Source organism: Cellulomonas terrae, from assembly GCF_007990265.1.
GTDB classification, from domain to species: domain Bacteria; phylum Actinomycetota; class Actinomycetes; order Actinomycetales; family Cellulomonadaceae; genus Cellulomonas; species Cellulomonas terrae.
The window spans coordinates 40,776-61,596 of sequence record NZ_BJWH01000017.1; the positions used below are offsets into that span (position 1 = coordinate 40,776).

Here is a 20,821-nt window from a genome sequence, read left to right on the forward strand (position 1 = left end):
TTGCCCCCGGGCGGACCCTCGCCCCTGAACCTGGCGCCCCTCCCGCGAACGTGCGGCTCTGTCGGCCGCCACGCCCGCGCACCCAGCCATGAGGGACGTGGCAGCACCGGTCGGCGGCCCTCATGGCTTGTTCGTCAGCGGGAGGGGGAGGGGGCCTGCGTGGTGCCTGCCGGTCAGCGGCCGGGGCGGGGCTTGCGGGGGTTGGGCCTCTTCGACGAGCGGGTCGACGACGACCGTGCGGACCCGCCCTTGCCGGCGCCCTTGCCCTTCCCGGACGCGCCCGTGGTCGACCCGCCCCCGCCCTTGCCGGAGGCCGCCGCACCCTTGCCGGACCCGCCCGGCTTGCGGCCACGGACAGTCGGCTCGGGGGCGGGCGGGGCGCCGCGGCCGCGGGAGCTCGTGGCCGTCCGGCCACGGACGATGCCGATGATCTCCTCGGTCAGGTCGTCGTAGCGGTCGGTGACCCAGGCGAGGCCGACGGCGGACCCGGGGGCGTCGCGCACGAGGCGTGCCGTGAGGCCACGGCGCTGGTGCAGGCGGCCGAGCGACTGCGGCACGACCAGGACGCCGATGCCTGCGGCGACGAGGTCGATCGCGTCGGCCGTCGTGGGGATGGGGTCGCCCGCGAACGGGGTGCCGGGCGGGTCGGTCCAGTGCAGCTGGTCGTCGAGGGGCACGAGGAGCGTCTCGTCGTCGAGGTCGGCGGCGTCGACCTCCTCCACGACGCTGACGACGTGGTCCTTCGGGACGACGACGACGGTGGCCTCGGTGTACAGGGAGATCGTCGACAGGTCGTCGCCGACGACCGGCAGCCGCACGAGGGCGACGTCCGCCCCACCGGACCGCAGGACCGCCTCGGCGTCGCCGGGGGACGTGTGCACGAGCTCGACCGGGACGTCCGGCAGCCGCTGCTGCCAGACGCGCAGCCAGCGGTCGGGGTTGACGCCGGGCACGAGCGCGAGACGGAACACGGCAGCGGTCATGGGGTGCTCCCCGTGGTCATCGGAACCGCCGGAACACCACGTCGCGCACCTCGTGGCCGAGGTCGAGTCCGCGCTGCTCGAACTTGGTGACGGGGCGGTGCGCAGGGCGCGGGGCGAAGCCGTCGGCGGTGTTCTCCAGGAAGGGGTCCGCGCTGAGGGCCTCGAGCATGGCGTCGGCGTAGTCCACCCAGTCCGTCGCGCAGTGCAGCGTGCCGCCCACGCGCAGCCGCGACCGCAGCAGGGCCACGTGGGACGGCTGCACGAGCCGGCGCTTGTGGTGGCGGGCCTTCGGCCACGGGTCGGGGAAGAACACGTGGATCGCGTCGAGGGACTCCTCGGGCACGGCGGTCCGCACGAGGTCGAGGGCGTCGCCGTGGGCGACCCGGACGTTCGTCAGGCCGGCGCGGTCGAGCAGACCCAGCAGGTTCGCGACGCCAGGCAGGTGCGCCTCGACGGCGAGGTAGTCGCGCGACGGGTCCGCAGCGGCCATCGTCGCGGTCGTCTCACCCATGCCGGAGCCGATCTCCAGGACGAGCGGTGCGGACCGGCCGAAGAGCGCGACGACGTCCAGGGAGCCGTCGGCCGTCCGCGGCATCGGCGAGTCCGCGTCGTGCACCGAGAAGCCGAGCCGCGGCCACAGGAACCGCAGGGCGTCCTCCCGCTCGCGGCCCAGGGGCGCGCGGCGCGGGTGGAACGTGCGCAGCGGCTCGTGGGGGCGCGCGGCCACGTGCCGGAACGCGTCGGACGGGAGGCTCACGATCCGCCAGCCTAGGCGCCGCCGTCGGGCGTCCGGGACGTGACCGCCCGGGTCAGGTCGCGCCGACGGGTGAGATGAGTGCGAAGACCTCGCCGAACGGTCCGGAGACGATCGCCATGCGCCCGAACGTGCTGTCCGTCGGCGGACTGACGACGGTGCCGCCCAGCTCGGACACCTGTGCGGCCGAGGCGTCGGTGTCGGTGACCGCGAAGTAGATCGTCCACGCGGCGGGTGCGTCGGTCCCGGCCTGGGGTCCGTAGCCACCGATGCCGGCCGCGGGGTGGCCGTCGAGGGACAGGGTCGCGTAGGTGAAGCCGGGGGCGCCGAGGTCCTCGACGTCGTACCCGAACACCTGCTGGTAGAACGCGACGGCGGCCGGCTGGTCGTGCACCAGGACCTCGCACCACACCATGGAGCCGGGCTCGTCGGTCACGTCCCACCCGGTGTGCGACGCCGCCTCCCAGATCCCGAACACGGCACCGGCGGTGTCGACGACGATCGCCATGCTGCCGAAGTCCAGGATCGGCATCGCGGGCACGACCTCCTTGCCGCCGGCCTCGGCGACCGCCGCGACGGTCGCCACGAGGTCGTCGCTGGCGAGGTACACGCACCAGGCGGGCGGCGGGGCGGGGTCGTCGCTCATCGGCTCGCCGATGCCCACGACGCGCCGGTCACCGACGTAGGCCTGCGTGTAGTAGCCGGTCTCGGGTCCGCCGACCTCGAACTGCCAGCCGAGCAGGGGACCGTAGAACGCGCGGGCGACCGCCAGGTCGGGAACGGTGATGTCGGCCCAGGCCGGGGTGCCGGGCGGCCAGGCCTCGCGTCGGGTGGTCATGCGACCAGCCAACACCAGGCCTGTGCCGGTCGCGCGCTGACGGGCACAGGTGCGCGTCGACCGGGAGACACCGGGCAAGGGGGTGTGCTACTCACGTGACATGGCGGACGCGGACGCACCGACGGAGGTCGCCGCGGGGTCGTCGGCGTCGGAGAGCACCCTGACGGTGGTCGTCGCGTTCGGCGCGAACCTGCTCGTCGCGGTCGCGAAGTCCGCGGCGGCCGTGATCACCGGGTCGGCGTCGATGCTCGCGGAGGCCGCGCACTCCTGGGCGGACACCGGGAACGAGGTCTTCCTGATCATCGCCCAGCGCAGGGCGGCCAAGCCCGCCGACGAGGAGCACCCCTTCGGCTTCGGCCGGGAGGTCTACGTGTGGTCGCTGTTCGCGGCGATCGGGCTGTTCGCGGTGGGTGCGGGGGTGTCGATCACGCACGGCATCTCGGAGCTGGTCCACCCGGAGCCGGCCGGCGACTTCGTCGTCGCGTACGTCGTCCTCGCGGTGGCGTTCGTCCTGGAGGGGATCTCGTTCCTGCAGGCCTCACGGCAGGCGAAGCGGGCCGCCGCGACGCAGGAGCGGGACCTCCTGGACCACGTCCTGGAGACCTCCGACCCGACCGTGCGCGCGGTGTTCTTCGAGGACGCGGCCGCGCTGCTCGGCATCCTCGTCGCGGCGCTGGGCATCGGGCTGCACCAGGCGACCAGGTCCCCGGTGCCCGACGCGGTCGGGTCGATCCTGGTCGGCGTGCTTCTCGCGGTCGTCGCGGTCGTCCTCATCGACCGCAACCGCCGGTTCCTCGTCGGCCAGGTGGCCGACCCTCGGGCGAACGCCGCGGCCGTCCGCGCGCTGCTGGCCCTGCCGGAGGTCGAGCGGGTCACCGAGCTGCGGCTGGAGTTCGTGGGTGCGCGGCAGGTGTACCTGACGGGGGCGGTGGACCTGACCGGGAACCCGGCCGAGGACGCCGCGTCGCACGTGCTGGCGTCGCTGGAGCGGAAGCTGGCCCGCACGCCCGCCGTCGTCGGGGCGACGCTCTCGCTCTCCGAGCCCCAGGACCCGGCGCTGTGACGCGCGTGCCGCCCGACACCGACCACCGTCACCTCGAAGGAGTACGCAGATGACGCAGGAGCCCTCGCCGGTCGTGACGTCGGAGGAGCCGTTCCGGGTCCCCGTGCTGAACCTGCTCCGGCTGGCGGTGCCGGCCGTGCTGGTCGGGATCGGGTCCGCGCTGACGCTGCTCGGGCTCAGCCGTCTCGCGGGTCTGCTGGAGCACTGGATCTGGGACGACCTCAGCGCGGCGCTCGGGGTCTCGTCGGACTCCGCGCTGTGGATCATCGGAGTGCTGACGGCGACGGGCCTGCTCATCGGGCTCGTCGTCCGGTACGCGCCGGGCCACGCGGGCCCGGACCCGGCAACCCTCGAGCTCGTCGCGGAGCCGCTGCCGCTGCGGGTGCTGCCCGGACTGGCGGTGGCGCTGGTCCTGATGCTCGCGGGCGGGGTGAGCCTGGGCCCGGAGAACCCGATCATCGGCATCAACGTGGGGCTCGCGGTCGGCATCGGGATGCGGTTCCTGCCGAAGGTGAAGGCGCCGATCTGGCTGATGATGGCGGTCGCGGGGACCATCGGGGCGATGTTCGGCACGCCCGTCGCGGCGGGCCTGCTGTTCTCGGAGCTGGACCCGGGCGACCGGCGCATCCCGCTGTGGGACCGGCTGTTCCCGCCGCTCGTAGCGGCCACCGCGGGGTCACTGACGATGATGCAGCTGGAGGACCTCGACCTCGCCGTGGACGTCCCCGCGTACACGTACGGCGGCCTGGACGACCTCGGCCTCGCGGTGCTGATCGCGCTCGGCTCGGCAGTGCTCGGGCTGGTCGCCGTGTACCTGTTCGTGCCCATGCACCGGCTCTTCCGACGCATCGGCCACCCGGTTCTCATGCTCACCACGGGCGGCCTGATCCTGGGCCTGCTCGGCGCGCTCGGCGGCGAGGTCACGCTGTTCAAGGGCCTCACGCAGATGCAGGAGCTGCCCGGGCTGGCCGCGACGACCACCGCTCTCGGCTTCCTCGCGATGGCCGGCATCAAGCTGCTCGCGATGCTCGTCGCGGCCACGTCCGGGTTCCGCGGCGGCCGCATCTTCCCGGCGCTGTTCGTCGGGGTCGCGCTCGGGTTCGCCATCCACCAGGCCTTCGACGGGATCCCGCTGGCCCTCGCCGTCTCGGCCGCGGTGGTCGGCATCGTCGTCGCCGCCACCCGCAACGGCTGGCTGAGCATCTTCATGGCCGTCGCGGTGGTGCCGCAGGTGACGCTGCTGGTCCCGATCGTGCTGGCGACGCTCACGGCGTGGCTCGTCGTGACCAACCGGCCGGCGCTCGTGGCACCCGCGGAGCCCACCGCCCCCGCGGAGCCCGCAGCACCCGCGGAGCCCTCGGGTCCCGCGCCGGACGCTCCTCGCGTCAGCCCGTGACCACGCGGGGCGCGGTGGCGCTGTCGTTCCGGCGGCCGCGGACCAGGCGGCCGAGCGCGCTCTCGTCCTCGGCGCACGCGCGGCCCACCACGGTGGCCAGCACCAGCGCGAAGCTGAACGCGAACAGCCAGCCGATGTAGGCGAACACCAGTCCGAGCACCCCGTACTGCCGCGCCCCGGACTCCAGGACGATCGGCAGGTACACGATGCCGACCACGTTCAGGACGCACATGAGCACCGCGGTCACGGCACCGGTGAAGGCGAGGGCGCGCAGCGGGATCGTCGCGCGCAGCAGCGCCCACGGCACGTATGTCCAGACGACGGTCCAGACGATCAGGCGCAGGACGAAGTCCCAGACCTGCGGCAGCGGGACCCCCTCCGTCGCCTCGCGCATCAGGCCCAGCAGCGCGACCGCGAGCACGACCGCGAGCACGGTCGCCACCCACCGCCACGCCGACCGCAGCCCCGGCCGCGGGACGTGCCACACCTTCGCGTACATGCGCTCGAGGGCTCGGGAGTAGGCGGTGGCGCTGAGCACGGCCACGAGCAGGCCGAGCACGCCGACGCTGCTGCCCACCGTGACGTCCGTCGTGACGCTGTCGGCGACCGCGTCACGGGTGGCGTCGGACAGTCCCATCGCGTCGGCCATGAACCTGCCGAAGCCCGGTTCGGTCGGCCGGAACGCCGCGATCACGATCATCACCGGCACGACGGAGACGAAGGCCTGCGCCGCCAGCGTCATCGCGCGGTCGAACGGCTCGATGGCGACGAACCCGTCGATCGTGCGCTGCACCAGCCGGCCCAGCGGGGTGCGGCGGTAGCGCGCCGCGATCCGCAGGGCGCGCCGCCGCGCACGCTCGAGGGTGGTGGTCACGGCAGGCGGGCGTCCAGGAACGCGAGGACCTCCGCGACGTAGGTGTCGCGGGCGGGCGCGGGGGACAGGGCCAGGTCGTGCGCGCCGCCGGGGACCTCGACGAACGTGACGTCGGGCCCGAGGTTCGGCGCGAGCCGCTTCATGTCCGCGACGTCGAGCACCGAGTCAGTGGTCAGCAGGGCGTCGTGCCAGACGTCGTCCGGGCCGGACGCGTCGGACGCCAGGAGCAGCACGGGGACGTCGATGTCCAGGCCGCGGGCGACACGGGCGTGGCCGCGGCGCACGGTCCGGCCGAACCCGGCGCGCGCCGGGAACCCGTCGAGCGGCTTCCACGCCAGGTCGTACGACCACTCGCCGCCAGTCCCCTCGTGCAGGGCGCGCCCGTAGTACGGAGCGATCCCGTCGACGACGAGGTCGGGGGCGACCTTCCCGACGAGGTCGAGCGCGCGCGTGACCACCGTGCGCTTGAACCAGGAGCCGCGCAGGTCCAGCCACGGGCTGTTGAGCACGAGCGCGTCGATGAGGCCCTCGCCGCGGCGCGCGTCGGCCCACAGGGAGGTGACCAGGCCGCCCATCGAGTGGCCCAGCAGGACGACCTGGTCGTGGTCGGCCCGGATCAGCCGGATCGCCGCGTCGATCTCCTCCGCGAACGCACCCAGGTTCGTGACGTGGTTCGGCGGGCGGCCGTCGCGGATGGACCGGCCGTAGTCGCGCAGGTCGAGCGCGTAGACGTCGTACCCGTGGGCGGCGAGGGCGTCGGCGAACTGCGTGTGGAAGAAGTAGTCGACGAATCCGTGCACGTAGAGGAGGGCTCGTCTGCTGTCGGTGCCCTCACGATGGACCAGAGTGGCAACCGGGTCAGGCGTCCTGCCGTCGGGGCGCAGGGGGAGGGTGCGGGCGGTCCAGCCGGGTCCGAGCACATCAGGGAGCGCGTCGCCGTCGTCGGTCATGGCGTGATGGTCGCACGCGAACGGCTGCTCCGTAGAGTTGAGCGGAATAGACTCAACTTCGGCCGTCGTTGCGACAAGCAGTCGATTCACTCAGGAGGTCATGTGGACGCCAAGTTCACCACCCGGTCCCAGGAGGCCCTCGGCGACGCCATCCAGCAGGCGTCCGCCGCAGGCAACCCGCAGCTCGAGCCCGCACACCTGCTCAACGCCCTGCTCCAGCAGGAGGGCGGGGTGGCCAACGGGTTGCTCGACGCCGTGGGTGCCGACCGCACCGCGCTCGGCCGGTCCGTCCGGGGCATGCTCGTGAGCCTGCCGTCCAGCAGCGGCTCCACCGTCGCGCAGCCGTCCGCGTCGCGGGCCACGTCGACCGCGCTCGAAGCGGCCTCGTCGGAGGCCCGCTCGCTCGGCGACGACTACGTGTCCACCGAGCACCTGCTGCTCGGGCTCGCCACCGGCCAGTCCGGCATCGCCGACGCGCTGCGCGCCCAGGGTGCGTCCCGCGACGCGCTCGCGGCCGCGCTGCCCGCCGTCCGCGGGTCCGCACGCGTCACCACCCCGAACCCCGAGGGCACCTACAAGGCGCTCGAGAAGTACGGCGTCGACCTGACGCAGCGCGCCCGCGACGGCAAGCTCGACCCGGTCATCGGCCGCGACTCCGAGATCCGCCGCGTCGTCCAGGTGCTGTCCCGGCGCACCAAGAACAACCCCGTCCTCATCGGCGAGCCCGGCGTGGGCAAGACCGCCGTCGTCGAGGGGCTCGCGCAGCGCATCGTCGCCGGGGACGTCCCGGAGTCGCTGCGCGGCAAGAAGCTGGTCGCGCTCGACCTGGCCGCGATGGTGGCCGGAGCCAAGTACCGCGGCGAGTTCGAGGAGCGGCTCAAGGCCGTGCTCCAGGAGATCACCGGCTCCAACGGCGAGGTCGTCACGTTCATCGACGAGCTGCACACGGTCGTCGGCGCGGGTGCCGGCGGCGAGGGCGCCATGGACGCGGGCAACATGCTCAAGCCCATGCTGGCCCGCGGCGAGCTGCGCCTGGTCGGCGCGACGACGCTCGACGAGTACCGCGAGCGCATCGAGAAGGACCCCGCCCTGGAGCGCCGGTTCCAGCAGGTGTTCGTCGGCGAGCCGTCCGTCGAGGACACCGTCGCGATCCTGCGCGGTCTCAAGGAGCGGTACGAGGCGCACCACAAGGTGACCATCGCCGACTCCGCGCTGGTCGCCGCCGCGACCCTCTCCGACCGGTACATCACGGGCCGCCAGCTGCCCGACAAGGCCATCGACCTCGTCGACGAGGCCGCGTCCCGCCTGCGCATGGAGCTCGACTCGTCGCCCATCGAGATCGACGAGCTGCAGCGCGCCGTGACCCGGCTCGAGATGGAGGAGGTCGTGCTCTCCGAGTCCGACGACCCCGCCTCCACGGACCGGCTGCAGCGGCTCCGCAAGGACCTGGCCGACCGCAAGGAAGACCTCGCGGCGCTGACCGCGCGGTGGGAGAAGGAGAAGGCGGGCCACAACCTCGTCGGCGACCTGAAGGCCCGCCTCGACGCGCTGCGCTCCGACGCCGAGCGGCTGCTGCGCGAGGGCGACCTCGCCGGCGCCGCGCGCATCCAGTACGGCGAGCTGCCCGCGCTCCAGGAGCAGATCGCCGCCGCCGAGGCCGACGAGGAGGCCATCGACGCCGCGCCCGACGCCCCACCGATGATCGCGGAGAAGGTCGGTCCCGACGAGGTCGCCGACGTCGTCGCACAGTGGACCGGCATCCCCGCCGGGCGGCTGCTCGAGGGCGAGACCGCCAAGCTGCTGCGCATGGAGGAGGTCCTCGGCGAGCGGCTCATCGGGCAGCGCCCCGCGGTCGCGTCCGTGTCCGACGCCGTCCGCCGCTCGCGTGCGGGCGTGTCCGACCCGGACCGGCCCACGGGCTCGTTCCTGTTCCTCGGACCCACCGGCGTCGGCAAGACCGAGCTGGCCAAGGCGCTCGCCGACTTCCTCTTCGACGACGAGCGCGCCATGGTCCGCATCGACATGTCGGAGTACGCCGAGAAGCACTCGGTCGCCCGGCTCGTCGGCGCGCCCCCCGGGTACGTGGGGTACGAGGAGGGTGGTCAGCTGACCGAGGCCGTGCGTCGGCGGCCCTACTCCGTCGTCCTCTTCGACGAGATCGAGAAGGCGCACCCCGAGGTGTTCGACGTGCTGCTTCAGGTGCTCGACGACGGTCGCCTGACCGACGGCCAGGGCCGCACCGTCGACTTCCGGAACGTCATCCTCGTGCTCACGTCGAACCTCGGCTCGCAGTACCTCGTGGACCCGACGCTGTCCGCCGACGAGAAGCGCGAGGCGGTCATGTCCGCGGTGCGCTCGTCGTTCAAGCCGGAGTTCCTCAACCGGCTCGACGACGTGGTCCTGTTCGACCCGCTGTCGCTCGACGAGCTCGGGCACATCGTCGAGCTGCAGGTCGCGGCCCTGGCCAAGCGCCTCAAGGACCGCCGGCTCACGCTCGAGGTCACGCCCGCTGCGCGCGAGTGGCTTGCGCTGGAAGGGTACGACCCCGCGTACGGCGCGCGGCCGCTGCGGCGGCTCGTGCAGCGCGAGATCGGCGACCGGCTCGCCCGGCAGATCCTCGCGGGACAGGTCCACGACGGGGACACCGTGGTGGTGGACCGGGGCGAGGACGGCCTGGTGGTGCGCGGCTGACCACCGGGCAGGACTGGCATCCTGGGTCCATGACGACCGAGGCCCCCACCAGCGCGAGGTCGGGGGGCTACGCCAAGGGTCGTGCCACCCGCGAGGAGATCCTCGACGCCGCCATGCAGGTCTTCGGTGAGGTGGGGTACCGCACGGCGTCGCTGCGCGAGGTGGCGGCCCGCGTCGGCATCTCCCACCCGGGCCTGCTGCACCACTTCTCCAGCAAGGCGGTCCTGCTGGCGGCGGTGCTCGAGCGTCGCGACGAGGTCGACGACGCCGCGTTCGAGGCCGACCTCGCCGCCGGGTACGACTACGTCGACGCGATGGTGCGGGTCATCGAGCGCAACGCGTCGCGCCCCGGGATCGTCGAGCTGTTCGCGACGCTGTCCGCGGAGGCGACGTCGCCGGACCACCCTGCGCACGCGTACTTCCAGGCGCGGTACCGGCGGGTGGTCGACGCCGGCCGCGCCGAGTTCGAGCGCCGTCGGGTCGCGGGCGAGCTCCGCCCCGGCGTCGACCCCCTGACCGCGGCACGCCTGACCGTCGCGGTCATGGACGGGATGCAGATCCAGTGGCTCCTGTCGGCGGACGCCCCGGAGCCGCGCCCGGACATGGCGACGACGCTGCGCGCCCACGTCGCCACGCTGCTCACGGACTGACGCGCGTCGCCACGACGAGCGCGGCAGTCGGAGCTGCCGTCCTCGTCGCAGACTGCCGCGCTCGCGGGGGTGCGCCCGGTCAGCCCGCTGCGGCCTTGGTGACCAGGGTGTCCAGGACGTCGCGGTCGAAGCCGGACAGGCCGAAGTCGGCGATGACCTTCGCCGGCATCTGCAGGATCATCGCCTGCATCGTGTCGTCCAGCGGCGGGGTGTCGGCGGGCGGCACCAGGGCAGCCCGCAGGAGCGGCCCTCCGACGGGGTGGGCGAACCACTCCGCGACCGTCGACATCGGCGTGAGCTCGCCCCAGAGCGGCTCGCCCTCGACCGTGAGCGACACCGACCCGCGCAGGTCACGCGACGACGCGCCGACCTCGACGACGAACTCCCCGCCCTCGACCACCCAGCGGTGCAGGCCGGGGTGCCAGTACGACAGGTCGCGCGCGACCAGGTCGAACGACACCTCCCGGGACTCGCCGGGCTCCAGGAGCACCTTGGTGAACGCCTTGAGCTCGCGGGTGGGGCGCTGGACGGACGCCTCGGGGTCGCGCACGTAGACCTGGACCACCTCGGCGCCCGCGACGGGGCCGGTGTTGGTGATCGTCGCGCGCACGGTGACGTCCGTCCCGGCAGCGGACGCGGTGATCGAGTCGTACGCGAAGGTCGTGTACGACAGCCCGTGGCCGAACGGGTAGGCCACGTCCATCGCGCGCGTGTCGTACCAGCGGTAGCCCACCAGGACGCCCTCGCCGTACCGGACGACGCCGCCCTCGCCCGGGAAGTTCCCGAACGCCGGGGTGTCCTCGATGCGGTGCGGGAGGGTCTCGGTGAGCTTGCCGGAGGGGACGCGGACGCCCAGCAGCAGGTCCGCGACGGCCGAGCCGCCCGCCTGCCCGCTGAGCCACGTCTCGAGGATCGCGGGGGCCAGGTCGTGCCACCCGGACACGCTGACCGCCGAGCCGTTGGCGAGCACGACGACGACCCGGGGGTTGACCGTGGCGACCGCACGCAGGAGGGCGACCTGGTTCTCTGGCAGGCCGAGGCGAGGCCGGTCGTAGCCCTCGGACTCGTCGGGACCGGGCAGCCCGAGGAACACCACGACGGTCCCGGCCTCGCGCGCGACCGACACCGCCTCGGCGAGCAGCTCGTCGTCGGAACCCGCCGGCCCGCCCGCGACGGTGAACCCGGCCGCGAACGGCACGTCGGCACCGGCTGCGCGCAGCGCGTCGAGCGGGGCGTCGAGCCGCGTCGGCCTGACCTGCGAGGACCCGGCGCCCTGGTAGCGCGGCGTGCGTGCGAACTCGCCGATGACGGCGACGCCCTCGGTCGAGGCGAGCGGGAGCAGCCCGCCCTCGTTCTTCAGCAGCACCGATCCGGCGGCGGCGGCGTCGCGGGCCAGCGCGTGATGGGCGTCGACGTCGTACGTGTCCTGCGTGGCGAGGGCGGGCAGGCTCTGCGCGACGAGCCGGAGCACGCGCCGCGCGGCCACGTCGAGCACCGCCTCGTCCAGCGACCCGTCCCGGACGGCGGCCACGACCTGGTCGTCGGGACGCGTCCCCGCCGACGGCATCTGCAGGTCGAGCCCTGCGGCGAGCGCGGGGACGCGGTCGTGCACGGCACCCCAGTCGGACACGACGAGGCCCTCGAACGCCCACTCGTCGCGCAGGATCGCGGTGAGCAGCTCGTGGTGCTCGGACGCGTACGTGCCGTTGACCTTGTTGTACGAGCACATGACGGTCCAGGGCTGGGCGGTGGTCACGACGCGCTCGAACGCGGGCAGGTAGATCTCGCGCAGGGTCCGCTCGTCGACCTCGGCGGACACGCGCATGCGGTCCGTCTCCTGGTTGTTCGCCGCGTAGTGCTTGAGCGAGGTGCCGACGCCCTGGCTCTGGATGCCGCGCACGATCGCGGCAGCCAGCGCGCCTGCGACCACCGGGTCCTCCGAGACGTACTCGAAGTTGCGTCCGCACAGGGGAGTGCGCTTGATGTTGACGCCCGGGCCCAGCAGGACGGAGACGTCGTTCGCGCGCGTCTCGCGGCCGAGCGCCTCGCCGACGCGGGTGAGCAGGTCGACGTCCCACGACGAGCCCAGCGCCGCCGCGGTGGGGAAGCACGTCGCGGGCACCGAGTCGCCGAGGTCGAGCTGGTCGCCGTCGTCCGCGGGCTTGCGCAGGCCGTGCGGGCCGTCCGCGACCATCACCGCGGGGACTCCTGCACGCTCGACGGCCTGGGTGTGCCAGAAGTCGGAGCCCGACGTCAGGGACGCCTTCTCCTCCAGGGTGAGCCGTGCCAGGACATGGTCGACGTCGAAGACCTGCGACATTGCCGGGTACCTCCTCGGTGGGGTGCGTCGCCCTCACCCTAGCCGATTCCCTACCACGTGGTAAGTGTTAGGGGATCTGTGCGGTCCCGTCGAGGAAGGAGCCCGTGACCCCGCCGCCGTCGAGCACGGCCAGGCACAGGCCCACCCGGTCGCCGTCCGCCCACGAGCGCTCGGTCGGCGACCACGTCACCGTGCGCACCCCGGCGGCGACCTCGTCGGCGTCGAGCACGCACGCGCGAGCCACCCGGGCGTCGGCGGACTGCTGGCCCGGCCACACCGCGTCCGCGGCGAACGTGAACTCGGTGACCACCTGAGCCTCGTGCGGCTCGGCGCAGGGGACCACCCGCACGGTGCTCACGGGACCGTCGTCCGGCACCGTGAGCACGCAGTTGCCCGTGACCAGCTGCTGCGCGCGAGCGTCCCGCGCGGCGGGCACGTCCGGCGGCAGCGGGCGCGAAGCCATCACGGTGAGCACGGCGACCGTCACCCCGACGACCAGCGCGACCGTCCCGACGACACCGAGGACGGCACCGGCGATCGCGAGACCGCGCCCGCGGGTGTGCCGCGACGAGATCCGCCGGAACGCCACGGCCGCCAGCACCAGCGCCACCGGACCGAGCCCGAGGACCCCGGTGACCAGCGACCAGACCGCGGTCGGCTCGACCGTGGCGCGCGGCTCCGCCCACCCGGGCGCGTAGTGCGGCTGCGGGTAGCCGTAGGGGTCGCTGGAGTCGCTCAGGGCTACGCCCCAGCGCCGGCGAGCTGGAGCGTGCCGGCCAGGGCGGACCCGGTCATGCCCGCGTCGTCGCCGTAGTAGACGCAGTAGGCGGACGTGACACCACCGGCGAAGTCGTCGGGGTGCGGGTAGTAGAGCTCGACGTTGCCGTCGGCGAAGTACCCGGGGACGAGCGACTCGGTGATGGAGTCACAGGTGTCCCAGGCGTCGTTGAACGCCGTGTCGAACTCGTCGTCGGGGTCGAGGCTCACCGCGGCCGACATCGGGACGAGGGCGACGACCTCGGCCTCGTGCGGGACGGCGCAGTCGACGGGGTCGGTGTCCGCCATGTCGTACTCCCACGCGTACGTGGTCAGGCACGTGCCGGCGGTGAGGTCGGTACGGAGCGCGAAGTCGGGCAGCCCGGAGCTCGCGTCCCCGCCGGTCGCACCGTCCGACCCCTCCTCGAACCCCTCCTCGAACCCCTGCTCGACGTCGTCCCAGAACCCCGACGAGCTGCCCGCGGTGGCGAACAGCGCCACGACGAAGATGATGTACGCGGCGATCGCGAGCATGGACAGGATCCCGAACGCGCCGATGGCGATGCCGGCGATGGCCCACCCGCGGCCTGCCTTGCCGTTGACCTTGATGCGCCGCAGCGCCGCGATGCCCAGCCCGAGCCCGACGGGGCCCGGAAGCCCGCCCAGGAACAGCAGGCCGGCCGTGCTGGTGACGAAGGACGCGATCGCCATGCCCTCGGTGGGCGGCGTGACGTAGGCCTGCCCGTACCCGTACGGCTGCGCGCCGTACGGCGGCGGCGTCTGCCCGTACCCGGGCGCGCCGTACTGGGCGGCGCCGTACGGGGGCTGCGGTGCGCCGTACGGGGGCTGCGGTGCGCCGTACTGGGGAGCGCCGTACTGGGGCTGGGGAGTCGTGTACTGCGGTGCGGCACCGTCCTGCGGCTGGCCGTAGGGGGTCGGAGCCGCGAAGGGGGAGGTCGACGGCAGCGGCTGCGTCGGAGCGGTCTCGCCGACCGGCGTCCGGACCGCCTCGTACCCGCTCGGCGCCACGGCCTGGGGCGCGTCGGGAGCGAGCGGGACGGTCGGGGCCGGGTCGGGGACGGCGTAGGGGTCGGGAACCGGAGCCGGCCCCCCGGGCTCGTTGCTCATGCGCGCACGCTAGCCCACCGCGCCGTCGCGGCGACGACGCTTTCCACCGACATCACCCGGCGATCTCGAGCACCACCGGCACGTGGTCCGACGGCGCCTTGCCCTTGCGCTCGTTGCGCTCGATCGTCGCACCGGTCACCCGGGCTGCCAGGGCGGGCGTCGCGTACGTGAGGTCGATGCGCATGCCCTCGTTCCGGGGGAACCGGAGCTGCTGGTAGTCCCAGTAGGTGTAGGTGTGCTCGGCGGGCAGGTGGACGCGGGAGACCTCGGTGTACCCGGCGTCGGCGATGGCCGTGAACGCCTCGCGCTCCGCGGGGCTCACGTGCGTGCGGCCCGCGAACCAGGCCATGTCCCACACGTCGGTGTCCAGCGGCGCGATGTTCCAGTCGCCGACGAGGGCCACCTGCGCGTCGGCGTCGTCGGCCAGCCAGCCCTGGGCCGCGTCGCGCAGCCGCCCCAGCCAGTCGAGCTTGTACGCGTAGTGGGGGTCCTCGAGCTCCCGACCGTTGGGCACGTACAGGCTCCACACCCGCACGCCGCCGCACGTCGCCCCGAGCGCCCGGGCCTCGGCTGCCGCAGGGTCCCCCCAGGTGGGCATGCCGGGGAACCCGACCTCGACGTCCTCGATACCGACCTTCGAGACGATCGCGACGCCGTTCCACTGGCTGAACCCGGTCGTCGCGACCTCGTAGCCGAGCGCCTCGAAACCCTCGCGCGGGAACTGGTCGTCCTTGCACTTGGTCTCCTGCAGCGCGAGGACGTCGACGCCCGTCCGCTCCAGGAAGGCGAGGGCGCGGTCCGTCCGTGCACGGATCGAGTTGATGTTCCAGGTGGCCAGGCGCATGGGGCAGGACGCTACCCGGCGCCACCGACGGTTGAGCCGACCGGACGATCCGGACAATCAGGTGTTGAGCGGGACGAACCGCTCCCGTACGGTGCAGGACAACAGTCCAACAGGAGGGCACCGAGGTGGAGCACGCGCTCACCGGTCGGCGCGCGCTCGTCACCGGCGGCGCCTCCGGGATCGGTCGTGCCACCGCGCTCGCCCTGGCGCGGGCCGGGGCCGACGTCGCAGTCACGCACCTGTCGCACGACGCCACGTCCGTGGTCGCGGACATCAAGGAGACCGGCCAGCTCGCGGCGTCGTTCCAGGTCGACCTCCGCCGCAGCTGGGACGTCGACAAGGCCGTCGGCGAGGCCGCTGCGGCGCTCGGCGGCGGGATCGACATCCTGGTCAACAACGTGGGCGGGCCGGTCGACCGCCGCCCTGTCGCGGCGATGGACGACGCCCACTGGCACGGTGTGCTCGACCTGAACCTGTCCTCGGCGTTCTACACGAGCCGGGCCGCGCTCGCGGTCATGCCCGACGGGGGCCGCATCATCACGATCGGCGCCCAGGCGGCGCGCAGCGGCGGCGGCACGGGGATGGTCGCGTACACCACCGCGAAGGCGGCGCTGGAGGGGTTCACCCGAGCGCTGGCACGGGAGCTGGGGCCGCGGCGGATCACCGTGAACGTGGTGGCGCCCGGGTTCGTCGGCGGCACCCCGCTGCACGCGACGTACACCCCGGAGCCCGCGCAGCGGGCCGCGGTCGCCGCGGCGTCGCTGAACCGGGCGGGCGTCCCGGACGACGTCGCCGAGGCGGTCCTCTTCCTGGCCTCGGCGGGCGCGTCGTTCGTCACGGGCACGGTCCTGGACGTCAACGGCGGCGCGTACTTCACCTGACGCGACGCCCCGCAACGTCCGCACTCCGTCGGTCCGGAACCCGCACGAGTGCGGACGTCCTCCCCGGACACCGGCAGCGTCCGCACTCCGGTGGGCTGGAACCCGCACGTGTGCGGACGTTGCAGAGGGGTCAGGTGTCCGTCGGCCAGCCGCTGACTGCTGACCAGGCCCAGGTCGCTGCGTCCTGGGCGGGGGGCAGCGGGTCGCGTTCCAGCCAGGCGACGAGGACGCCGATGACCGAGCCGGCGAGCGCGGCCGCGGCGATCGGCCGGGGCAGCCCGGCCAGGGCGGGTGGCGCGCCGTGCAGCTCCAGTCCTTCGAGCGCGAGGGCCGCGATCCGCCGCCGCAGCCGGGTGACGGCGACGGGGGAGCCGTGCTCACCGAGCGCGCTGCGGTACAGGCCGACGTTCTCCGCCACGTGCGTCGCGTAGCGGACCAGCACGTCAGGAGGGGTGCCCGGGTTGGTGCCGGGGTGGATCTGGGAGAGGTCCGCGCCGACGAGGGCGGCCTGCGCGTCGAGGGCGTCGGCCAGCAGCGTGTCGGTGTCGGGGTAGTGCTGGTAGAAGGTGCTGCGGTTCACGGTGGCCCGGTCGGCCACGTCGGCGACCGAGATCTCGTCGAGGCTGCGTTCGCGGGCGAGCGACAGCAGGGCATCCTGGAGCAGCCGACGCGTGCGCAGCACTCGCGGATCCACCCGGGCGCCTTCGTCCTGGATCGTCATCCGGTCCATGATGCCACCGACCAGTAACCGACACCTGTCGGGTATCCTGCACCGTCGACCAAGGAGTGAACATGGCACGCGTGCTGGACCGTCTGGGCCGGGGAAGCTACCGCCACCGCTGGATCGTGCTCGTGGCGTGGCTGCTGGTGCTCGCCGCAGCCGCGTTCGGAGCCGTCTCGTCGGGGCTGCACCTCTCCGACTCGTTCTCCATCCCAGGCACGGAGTCGCAGCGCGCGCAGGAGCTCGTGGCCGAGCGGCTGGGTGACCAGGCCGCCGACGTCGGCTCGGACAGCAGCATGTCTGCGCAGCAGGGCGGCGACACGTCGACCGCGCGCGTCGTCGTCGCTGCGCCGGAGGGGGAGTCCTTCCTCGAGGGCACCGGAATCCCGGACGTCCTGGCGGCGCTGGCACCGGTCTCGGGTGCCGAGGACGTCGCGGGCGTCTCCGACCCCGTGACCGCCCAGGCGGTCGCTCCCGACGGCAGCGTCATGTACGTCGACGTCTCCTTCGGCGTCGGCGTCGAGGACATCCCCGACGCGACGACGGCCGTGATCGAGGACGCGGCGTCGAGCCTCGAGGCCGACGGCTACGAGGTCGCGCTCGCGGGCGGGCCGTTCACCGAGCCGCTGGAGCTCGCCGGGCCGATGGAGGCGGTCGGCCTGGTCGTGGCTCTCGTCGTGCTCGTCGTGACGTTCGGCTCGCTGCTGGCCGCCGGCATGCCGATCCTCACCGCGCTGCTGGGCGTCGGCATCGGCGTCGCGGGCGTGCTCTCCCTGTCCGGGATCACCGAGATCTCGTCGTCCACGCTGACGCTCGCGCTCATGCTCGGGCTCGCGGTGGGCATCGACTACGCCCTGTTCCTGCTCTCCCGGCACCGCCAGCAGCTGGCCGACGGCATGACCCCGGAGACGTCGGCCGGGCACGCGGTCGGCACCGCCGGGAGCGCTGTCGTGTTCGCCGGCACGACCGTCGTCATCGCGCTCGCCGCCCTGACGGTCACCGGCATCCCGTTCCTGTCCGCGATGGGTCTCGCCGCCGCGGCGACGGTCGTCATCGCCGTGCTCGTCGCCATCACGCTGCTGCCCGCGATCATGGGGTTCGCCGGCGAGCGGCTGCGTCCGCGCGGCCGGGCCGCCAAGCAGGCCGAGAAGTCCCGCGCGGGGCAGAACCGGTGGGGCGTCTTCACCACGTCCCACCCGATCATCACGCTCGTCGTCGCGACCGCCGTGCTGCTCACGATCGCGGTCCCCGCGCTCAGCATGCGGCTCGGCCTGCCGAACGCCGGCCGCGAGCCCGAGGGTTCGGGCGACCGCGCGGCCTACGAGATGCTCGCCGAGGGCTTCGGACCCGGCTTCAACGGCCCGCTCGTCGTGCTGGTCGACGCCGCGGACGACCCGTCGGCGCTGCCCGCCGCGGTCCAGACGGTCGTCGGTGAGATCTCCGAGCTGCCCGACGTCGCGTACGCGGCGCCGATCGTCGCGCCGGGCGCGGCCGAGGGTGCGGAGGCGGCGCTCGTGGTCGTCATCCCGACGGGCGCTCCGGACTCCGTGGAGACGGCCGAGCTGGTCCACGCAATCCGCGACGCCCGCCCCGACATCGAGGCGAGCACGGGGGCCGAGCTGTGGATCACGGGCGCGGCGGCGGCCAACATCGACATCACCGAGAAGCTCGCGGACGCGTTCCCGCTGTTCCTGCTGATCGTCGTCGGCCTCGCGATCCTGCTGCTGATGGTCGCGTTCCGCTCGCTCCTGGTACCGGTCACCGCGGTGCTCGGCTTCCTGCTGACGATCGCCGCGTCGTTCGGCGCGACCACCGCGGTGTTCCAGTGGGGATGGCTGGCCCCGGTGTTCAACGTCGACTCGACCGGCCCGCTGCTCAGCTTCCTGCCGATCCTGCTGGTGGGCGTGCTCTTCGGGCTGGCGATGGACTACCAGGTGTTCCTGGTCTCCCGGATGCGCGAGGAGCACGTGCACGGCGCCGAGCCGATCCCGTCGGTCCGCCTCGGGTTCGCGCACGGTGCCCGCGTGGTGCTGGCGGCCGCGCTGATCATGATCTCCGTGTTCTCGAGCTTCGTGTTCAGCGGCTCGGCGCAGATCGGTCCCATCGCCTTCGCGTTGGCCATCGGCATCGTGTTCGACGCGCTCGTGGTCCGCATGACCATGATCCCGGCCGCGATGGCCCTGCTCGGAAGGTCGGCGTGGTGGATCCCGCGATGGCTCGACCGGATCATCCCCAACGTGGACATCGAGGGTGCGGCCCTGGAGCGTGCCGGCTCGCACGCGGCGGCGTCCCCCGTCGACGAGCCGCCCGCCCACGCCCACGCGACGCACGGTGCGCACGCGGCGCCGGAGACCGACCAGCCCGGGTGAGACGAAGGCCGGGGTGCCTCGTCGCGCCCCGGCCCTCGCCCGTACTGCCCGTCAGACCACGTCGTCGTCGACCCAGTCGAAGGTCTTGGTGACGGCCTTCTTCCAGAGCCGGAACTGGCGGTCACGCTCGGCGTCGTCCATCTGCGGCTCCCACCGCTTGTCCTCGGCCCAGTTGTCGATGACGTCCTGCTCGCCGTTCCAGAACCCGACGGCGATGCCGGCCGCGTACGCCGCGCCCAGGGCGGTGGTCTCCGCGACCTTCGGCCGGATGACCGTGACGCCGAGGATGTCCGCCTGGAACTGCATGAGCAGCTCGTCCTGGACCATGCCGCCGTCGACCTTGAGCTCGGTCAGGTCGACGCCCGAGTCGGCGTTCATGGCGTCCAGCACCTCGCGGGTCTGGAACGCCGTCGCCTCGAGCGCGGCCCGGGCGATGTGGCCCTTGTTGACGAACCGCGTCAGACCGACCAGCGCACCGCGCGCGTCGGAGCGCCAGTACGGCGCGAACAGGCCGGAGAACGCCGGCACGAAGTACGCGCCGCCGTTGTCGTCGACCGTCTTGGCCAGCTGCTCGATCTCGGGTGCCGACGAGATCAGCCCGAGGTTGTCGCGCAGCCACTGCACCAGCGACCCGGTCACGGCGATCGAGCCCTCGAGCGCGTACACGGTCGGCTGGTCGCCGATCTTGTAGCAGACCGTGGTCAGCAGGCCGTTCTTCGACGGGATCGGCTCCGTGCCCGTGTTGATGAGCATGAAGTTGCCGGTGCCGTAGGTGTTCTTGGCGTGGCCCACCTCGAAGCAGGCCTGGCCGAACGTGGCCGCCTGCTGGTCGCCGAGGATGCCCGCGATCGGGACGCCCGGGACCATGCCGCCCTCGCGGCCGTGCCCGTACACCTCGGACGACGACTTGATCTCCGGCAGCATCGACAGCGGGATGCCCATGTCGTTCGCGATGTCCTCGTTCCACGTGAGCGTGTCGAGGTTCATCAGCATGGTGCGCGACGCGTTGGTCGGGTCGGTGACGTGCACGCCGCCGTCGACGCCGCCGGTCATGTTCCACAGGACCCACGAGTCGGTGTTGCCGAACGCCAGGTCCCCGGCCTCCGCCTTGGCGCGGGCACCGTCGACGTTGTCGAGGATCCACTTGATCTTCGGCCCGGAGAAGTAGGTGGCCAGCGGGAGGCCGACCTTCGCCTTGTACCGGTCCGCCCCGCCGCCGAGCGCCCCCAGCTCGTCGGCGATCTTCTGCGTGCGCGTGTCCTGCCAGACGATCGCGTTGTAGACCGGCTTGCCGGTGGTGCGGTCCCACACGACCGCGGTCTCGCGCTGGTTGGTGATGCCGACCGCGGCGAGGTCCTTGTACGTGAGGTTGGCACGGGTCAGTGCCAGACCGACCACCTCACGGGTGTTCTTCCAGATCTCCTCGGCGTTGTGCTCGACCCAGCCGGCACGCGGGAAGATCTGCTCGTGCTCGATCTGCCCGGACTCGACGATCTGGCCGGAGTGGTCGAAGACGATCGCTCGGGTGCTCGTGGTGCCCTGGTCGATGGCAAGGACGTACTTGGTGTCGGGCATGGTGAAGATTCCTCCGGTGGTTCGGGTG

The 20,821-nt window shown here is 73.1% G+C and carries 17 protein-coding genes; 6 read left to right on the forward strand and 11 right to left on the reverse strand.

Going from position 1 to position 20,821, the window contains the following annotated elements:
• Positions 1-173: 173 nt before the first annotated feature.
• The 3 genes from CTE05_RS14785 to CTE05_RS14795 are packed head-to-tail and all read right to left on the reverse strand — an operon-like array spanning position 174 to position 2,575.
• On the reverse strand, positions 174-983 hold the full coding sequence (locus tag CTE05_RS14785; protein WP_146847077.1) for a LysR substrate-binding domain-containing protein: 810 nt from the start codon (positions 981-983) through the stop codon (positions 174-176).
• Positions 984-999: 16 nt separating this feature from the next.
• A complete protein-coding gene (gene trmB, locus CTE05_RS14790; protein ID WP_146847078.1) occupies positions 1,000-1,740 on the reverse strand; it encodes a tRNA (guanosine(46)-N7)-methyltransferase TrmB in 741 nt (246 codons plus the stop codon).
• 52 nt (positions 1,741-1,792) lie between these two features.
• Complete coding sequence (locus CTE05_RS14795) at positions 1,793-2,575, reverse strand: VOC family protein (protein WP_146847079.1); 783 nt, start codon at positions 2,573-2,575, stop codon at positions 1,793-1,795.
• 100 nt (positions 2,576-2,675) lie between these two features.
• Between CTE05_RS14795 and CTE05_RS14800 the strand changes: the two genes are divergently transcribed.
• Entirely contained in the window at positions 2,676-3,638 is a 963-nt protein-coding gene (locus CTE05_RS14800; RefSeq protein WP_146847080.1) for a cation diffusion facilitator family transporter, read from the forward strand.
• Positions 3,639-3,687: 49 nt separating this feature from the next.
• Positions 3,688-5,034 carry an ion channel protein gene (locus CTE05_RS14805; protein ID WP_146847081.1) on the forward strand — a complete coding sequence of 449 codons (1,347 nt, stop codon included), beginning with the start codon at positions 3,688-3,690 and terminating at the stop codon, positions 5,032-5,034.
• On the opposite strand, the gene CTE05_RS14810 is transcribed toward CTE05_RS14805, so the two are convergent.
• Both CTE05_RS14810 and CTE05_RS14815 read right to left on the reverse strand, forming a co-directional pair.
• Positions 5,024-5,908, reverse strand: a complete 885-nt coding sequence (locus CTE05_RS14810; RefSeq protein ID WP_146847082.1) for a YhjD/YihY/BrkB family envelope integrity protein — start codon at positions 5,906-5,908, stop codon at positions 5,024-5,026. The two genes, CTE05_RS14805 and CTE05_RS14810, sit on opposite strands and share 11 nt — an antisense overlap.
• Positions 5,905-6,858 carry an alpha/beta hydrolase gene (locus CTE05_RS14815; protein ID WP_146847083.1) on the reverse strand — a complete coding sequence of 318 codons (954 nt, stop codon included), beginning with the start codon at positions 6,856-6,858 and terminating at the stop codon, positions 5,905-5,907. The genes CTE05_RS14810 and CTE05_RS14815 overlap by 4 nt, the downstream gene beginning before the upstream one ends.
• A 102-nt stretch (positions 6,859-6,960) precedes the next feature.
• Here CTE05_RS14815 and clpB point away from each other — a divergent pair, with 102 nt between their 5' ends.
• Both clpB and CTE05_RS14825 read left to right on the forward strand, forming a co-directional pair.
• Entirely contained in the window at positions 6,961-9,549 is a 2,589-nt protein-coding gene (gene clpB / locus CTE05_RS14820) for an ATP-dependent chaperone ClpB (protein ID WP_146847084.1), read from the forward strand.
• A 29-nt stretch (positions 9,550-9,578) separates the two neighbouring features.
• Positions 9,579-10,199 (forward strand): TetR/AcrR family transcriptional regulator, encoded by a 621-nt coding sequence (locus CTE05_RS14825; protein WP_146847085.1) that lies wholly within the window; start codon positions 9,579-9,581, stop codon positions 10,197-10,199.
• Between the two features lie 79 nt (positions 10,200-10,278).
• Here the strand turns inward: CTE05_RS14825 and CTE05_RS14830 are convergent, their stop codons facing one another.
• The 4 genes from CTE05_RS14830 to CTE05_RS14845 form a co-directional block, all read right to left on the reverse strand.
• Positions 10,279-12,519 carry an aryl-beta-d-glycosidase gene (locus CTE05_RS14830; protein WP_146847086.1) on the reverse strand — a complete coding sequence of 747 codons (2,241 nt, stop codon included), beginning with the start codon at positions 12,517-12,519 and terminating at the stop codon, positions 10,279-10,281.
• 67 nt (positions 12,520-12,586) lie between these two features.
• A complete protein-coding gene (locus CTE05_RS14835; RefSeq protein ID WP_371863377.1) occupies positions 12,587-13,159 on the reverse strand; it encodes a DUF4190 domain-containing protein in 573 nt (190 codons plus the stop codon).
• Positions 13,160-13,260: 101 nt separating this feature from the next.
• Positions 13,261-14,403 (reverse strand): DUF4190 domain-containing protein, encoded by a 1,143-nt coding sequence (locus CTE05_RS20755; RefSeq protein ID WP_146847088.1) that lies wholly within the window; start codon positions 14,401-14,403, stop codon positions 13,261-13,263.
• Positions 14,404-14,455: 52 nt separating this feature from the next.
• Positions 14,456-15,247, reverse strand: a complete 792-nt coding sequence (locus CTE05_RS14845; protein ID WP_146847089.1) for an exodeoxyribonuclease III — start codon at positions 15,245-15,247, stop codon at positions 14,456-14,458.
• Between the two features lie 125 nt (positions 15,248-15,372).
• Here CTE05_RS14845 and CTE05_RS14850 point away from each other — a divergent pair, with 125 nt between their 5' ends.
• Complete coding sequence (locus tag CTE05_RS14850) at positions 15,373-16,128, forward strand: SDR family NAD(P)-dependent oxidoreductase (protein WP_146847090.1); 756 nt, start codon at positions 15,373-15,375, stop codon at positions 16,126-16,128.
• A 130-nt stretch (positions 16,129-16,258) separates the two neighbouring features.
• Here CTE05_RS14850 and CTE05_RS14855 read toward each other — a convergent pair whose 3' ends face one another.
• A complete protein-coding gene (locus tag CTE05_RS14855; RefSeq protein ID WP_186814877.1) occupies positions 16,259-16,849 on the reverse strand; it encodes a TetR/AcrR family transcriptional regulator in 591 nt (196 codons plus the stop codon).
• Between the two features lie 71 nt (positions 16,850-16,920).
• Between CTE05_RS14855 and CTE05_RS14860 the strand changes: the two genes are divergently transcribed.
• A complete protein-coding gene (locus CTE05_RS14860) occupies positions 16,921-19,218 on the forward strand; it encodes an MMPL family transporter (protein WP_146847092.1) in 2,298 nt (765 codons plus the stop codon).
• Positions 19,219-19,269: 51 nt separating this feature from the next.
• On the opposite strand, the gene glpK is transcribed toward CTE05_RS14860, so the two are convergent.
• Positions 19,270-20,793, reverse strand: coding sequence for a glycerol kinase GlpK (glpK, locus tag CTE05_RS14865; RefSeq protein WP_146847093.1), 1,524 nt, complete (start codon positions 20,791-20,793; stop codon positions 19,270-19,272).
• Positions 20,794-20,821: the final 28 nt, after the last annotated feature.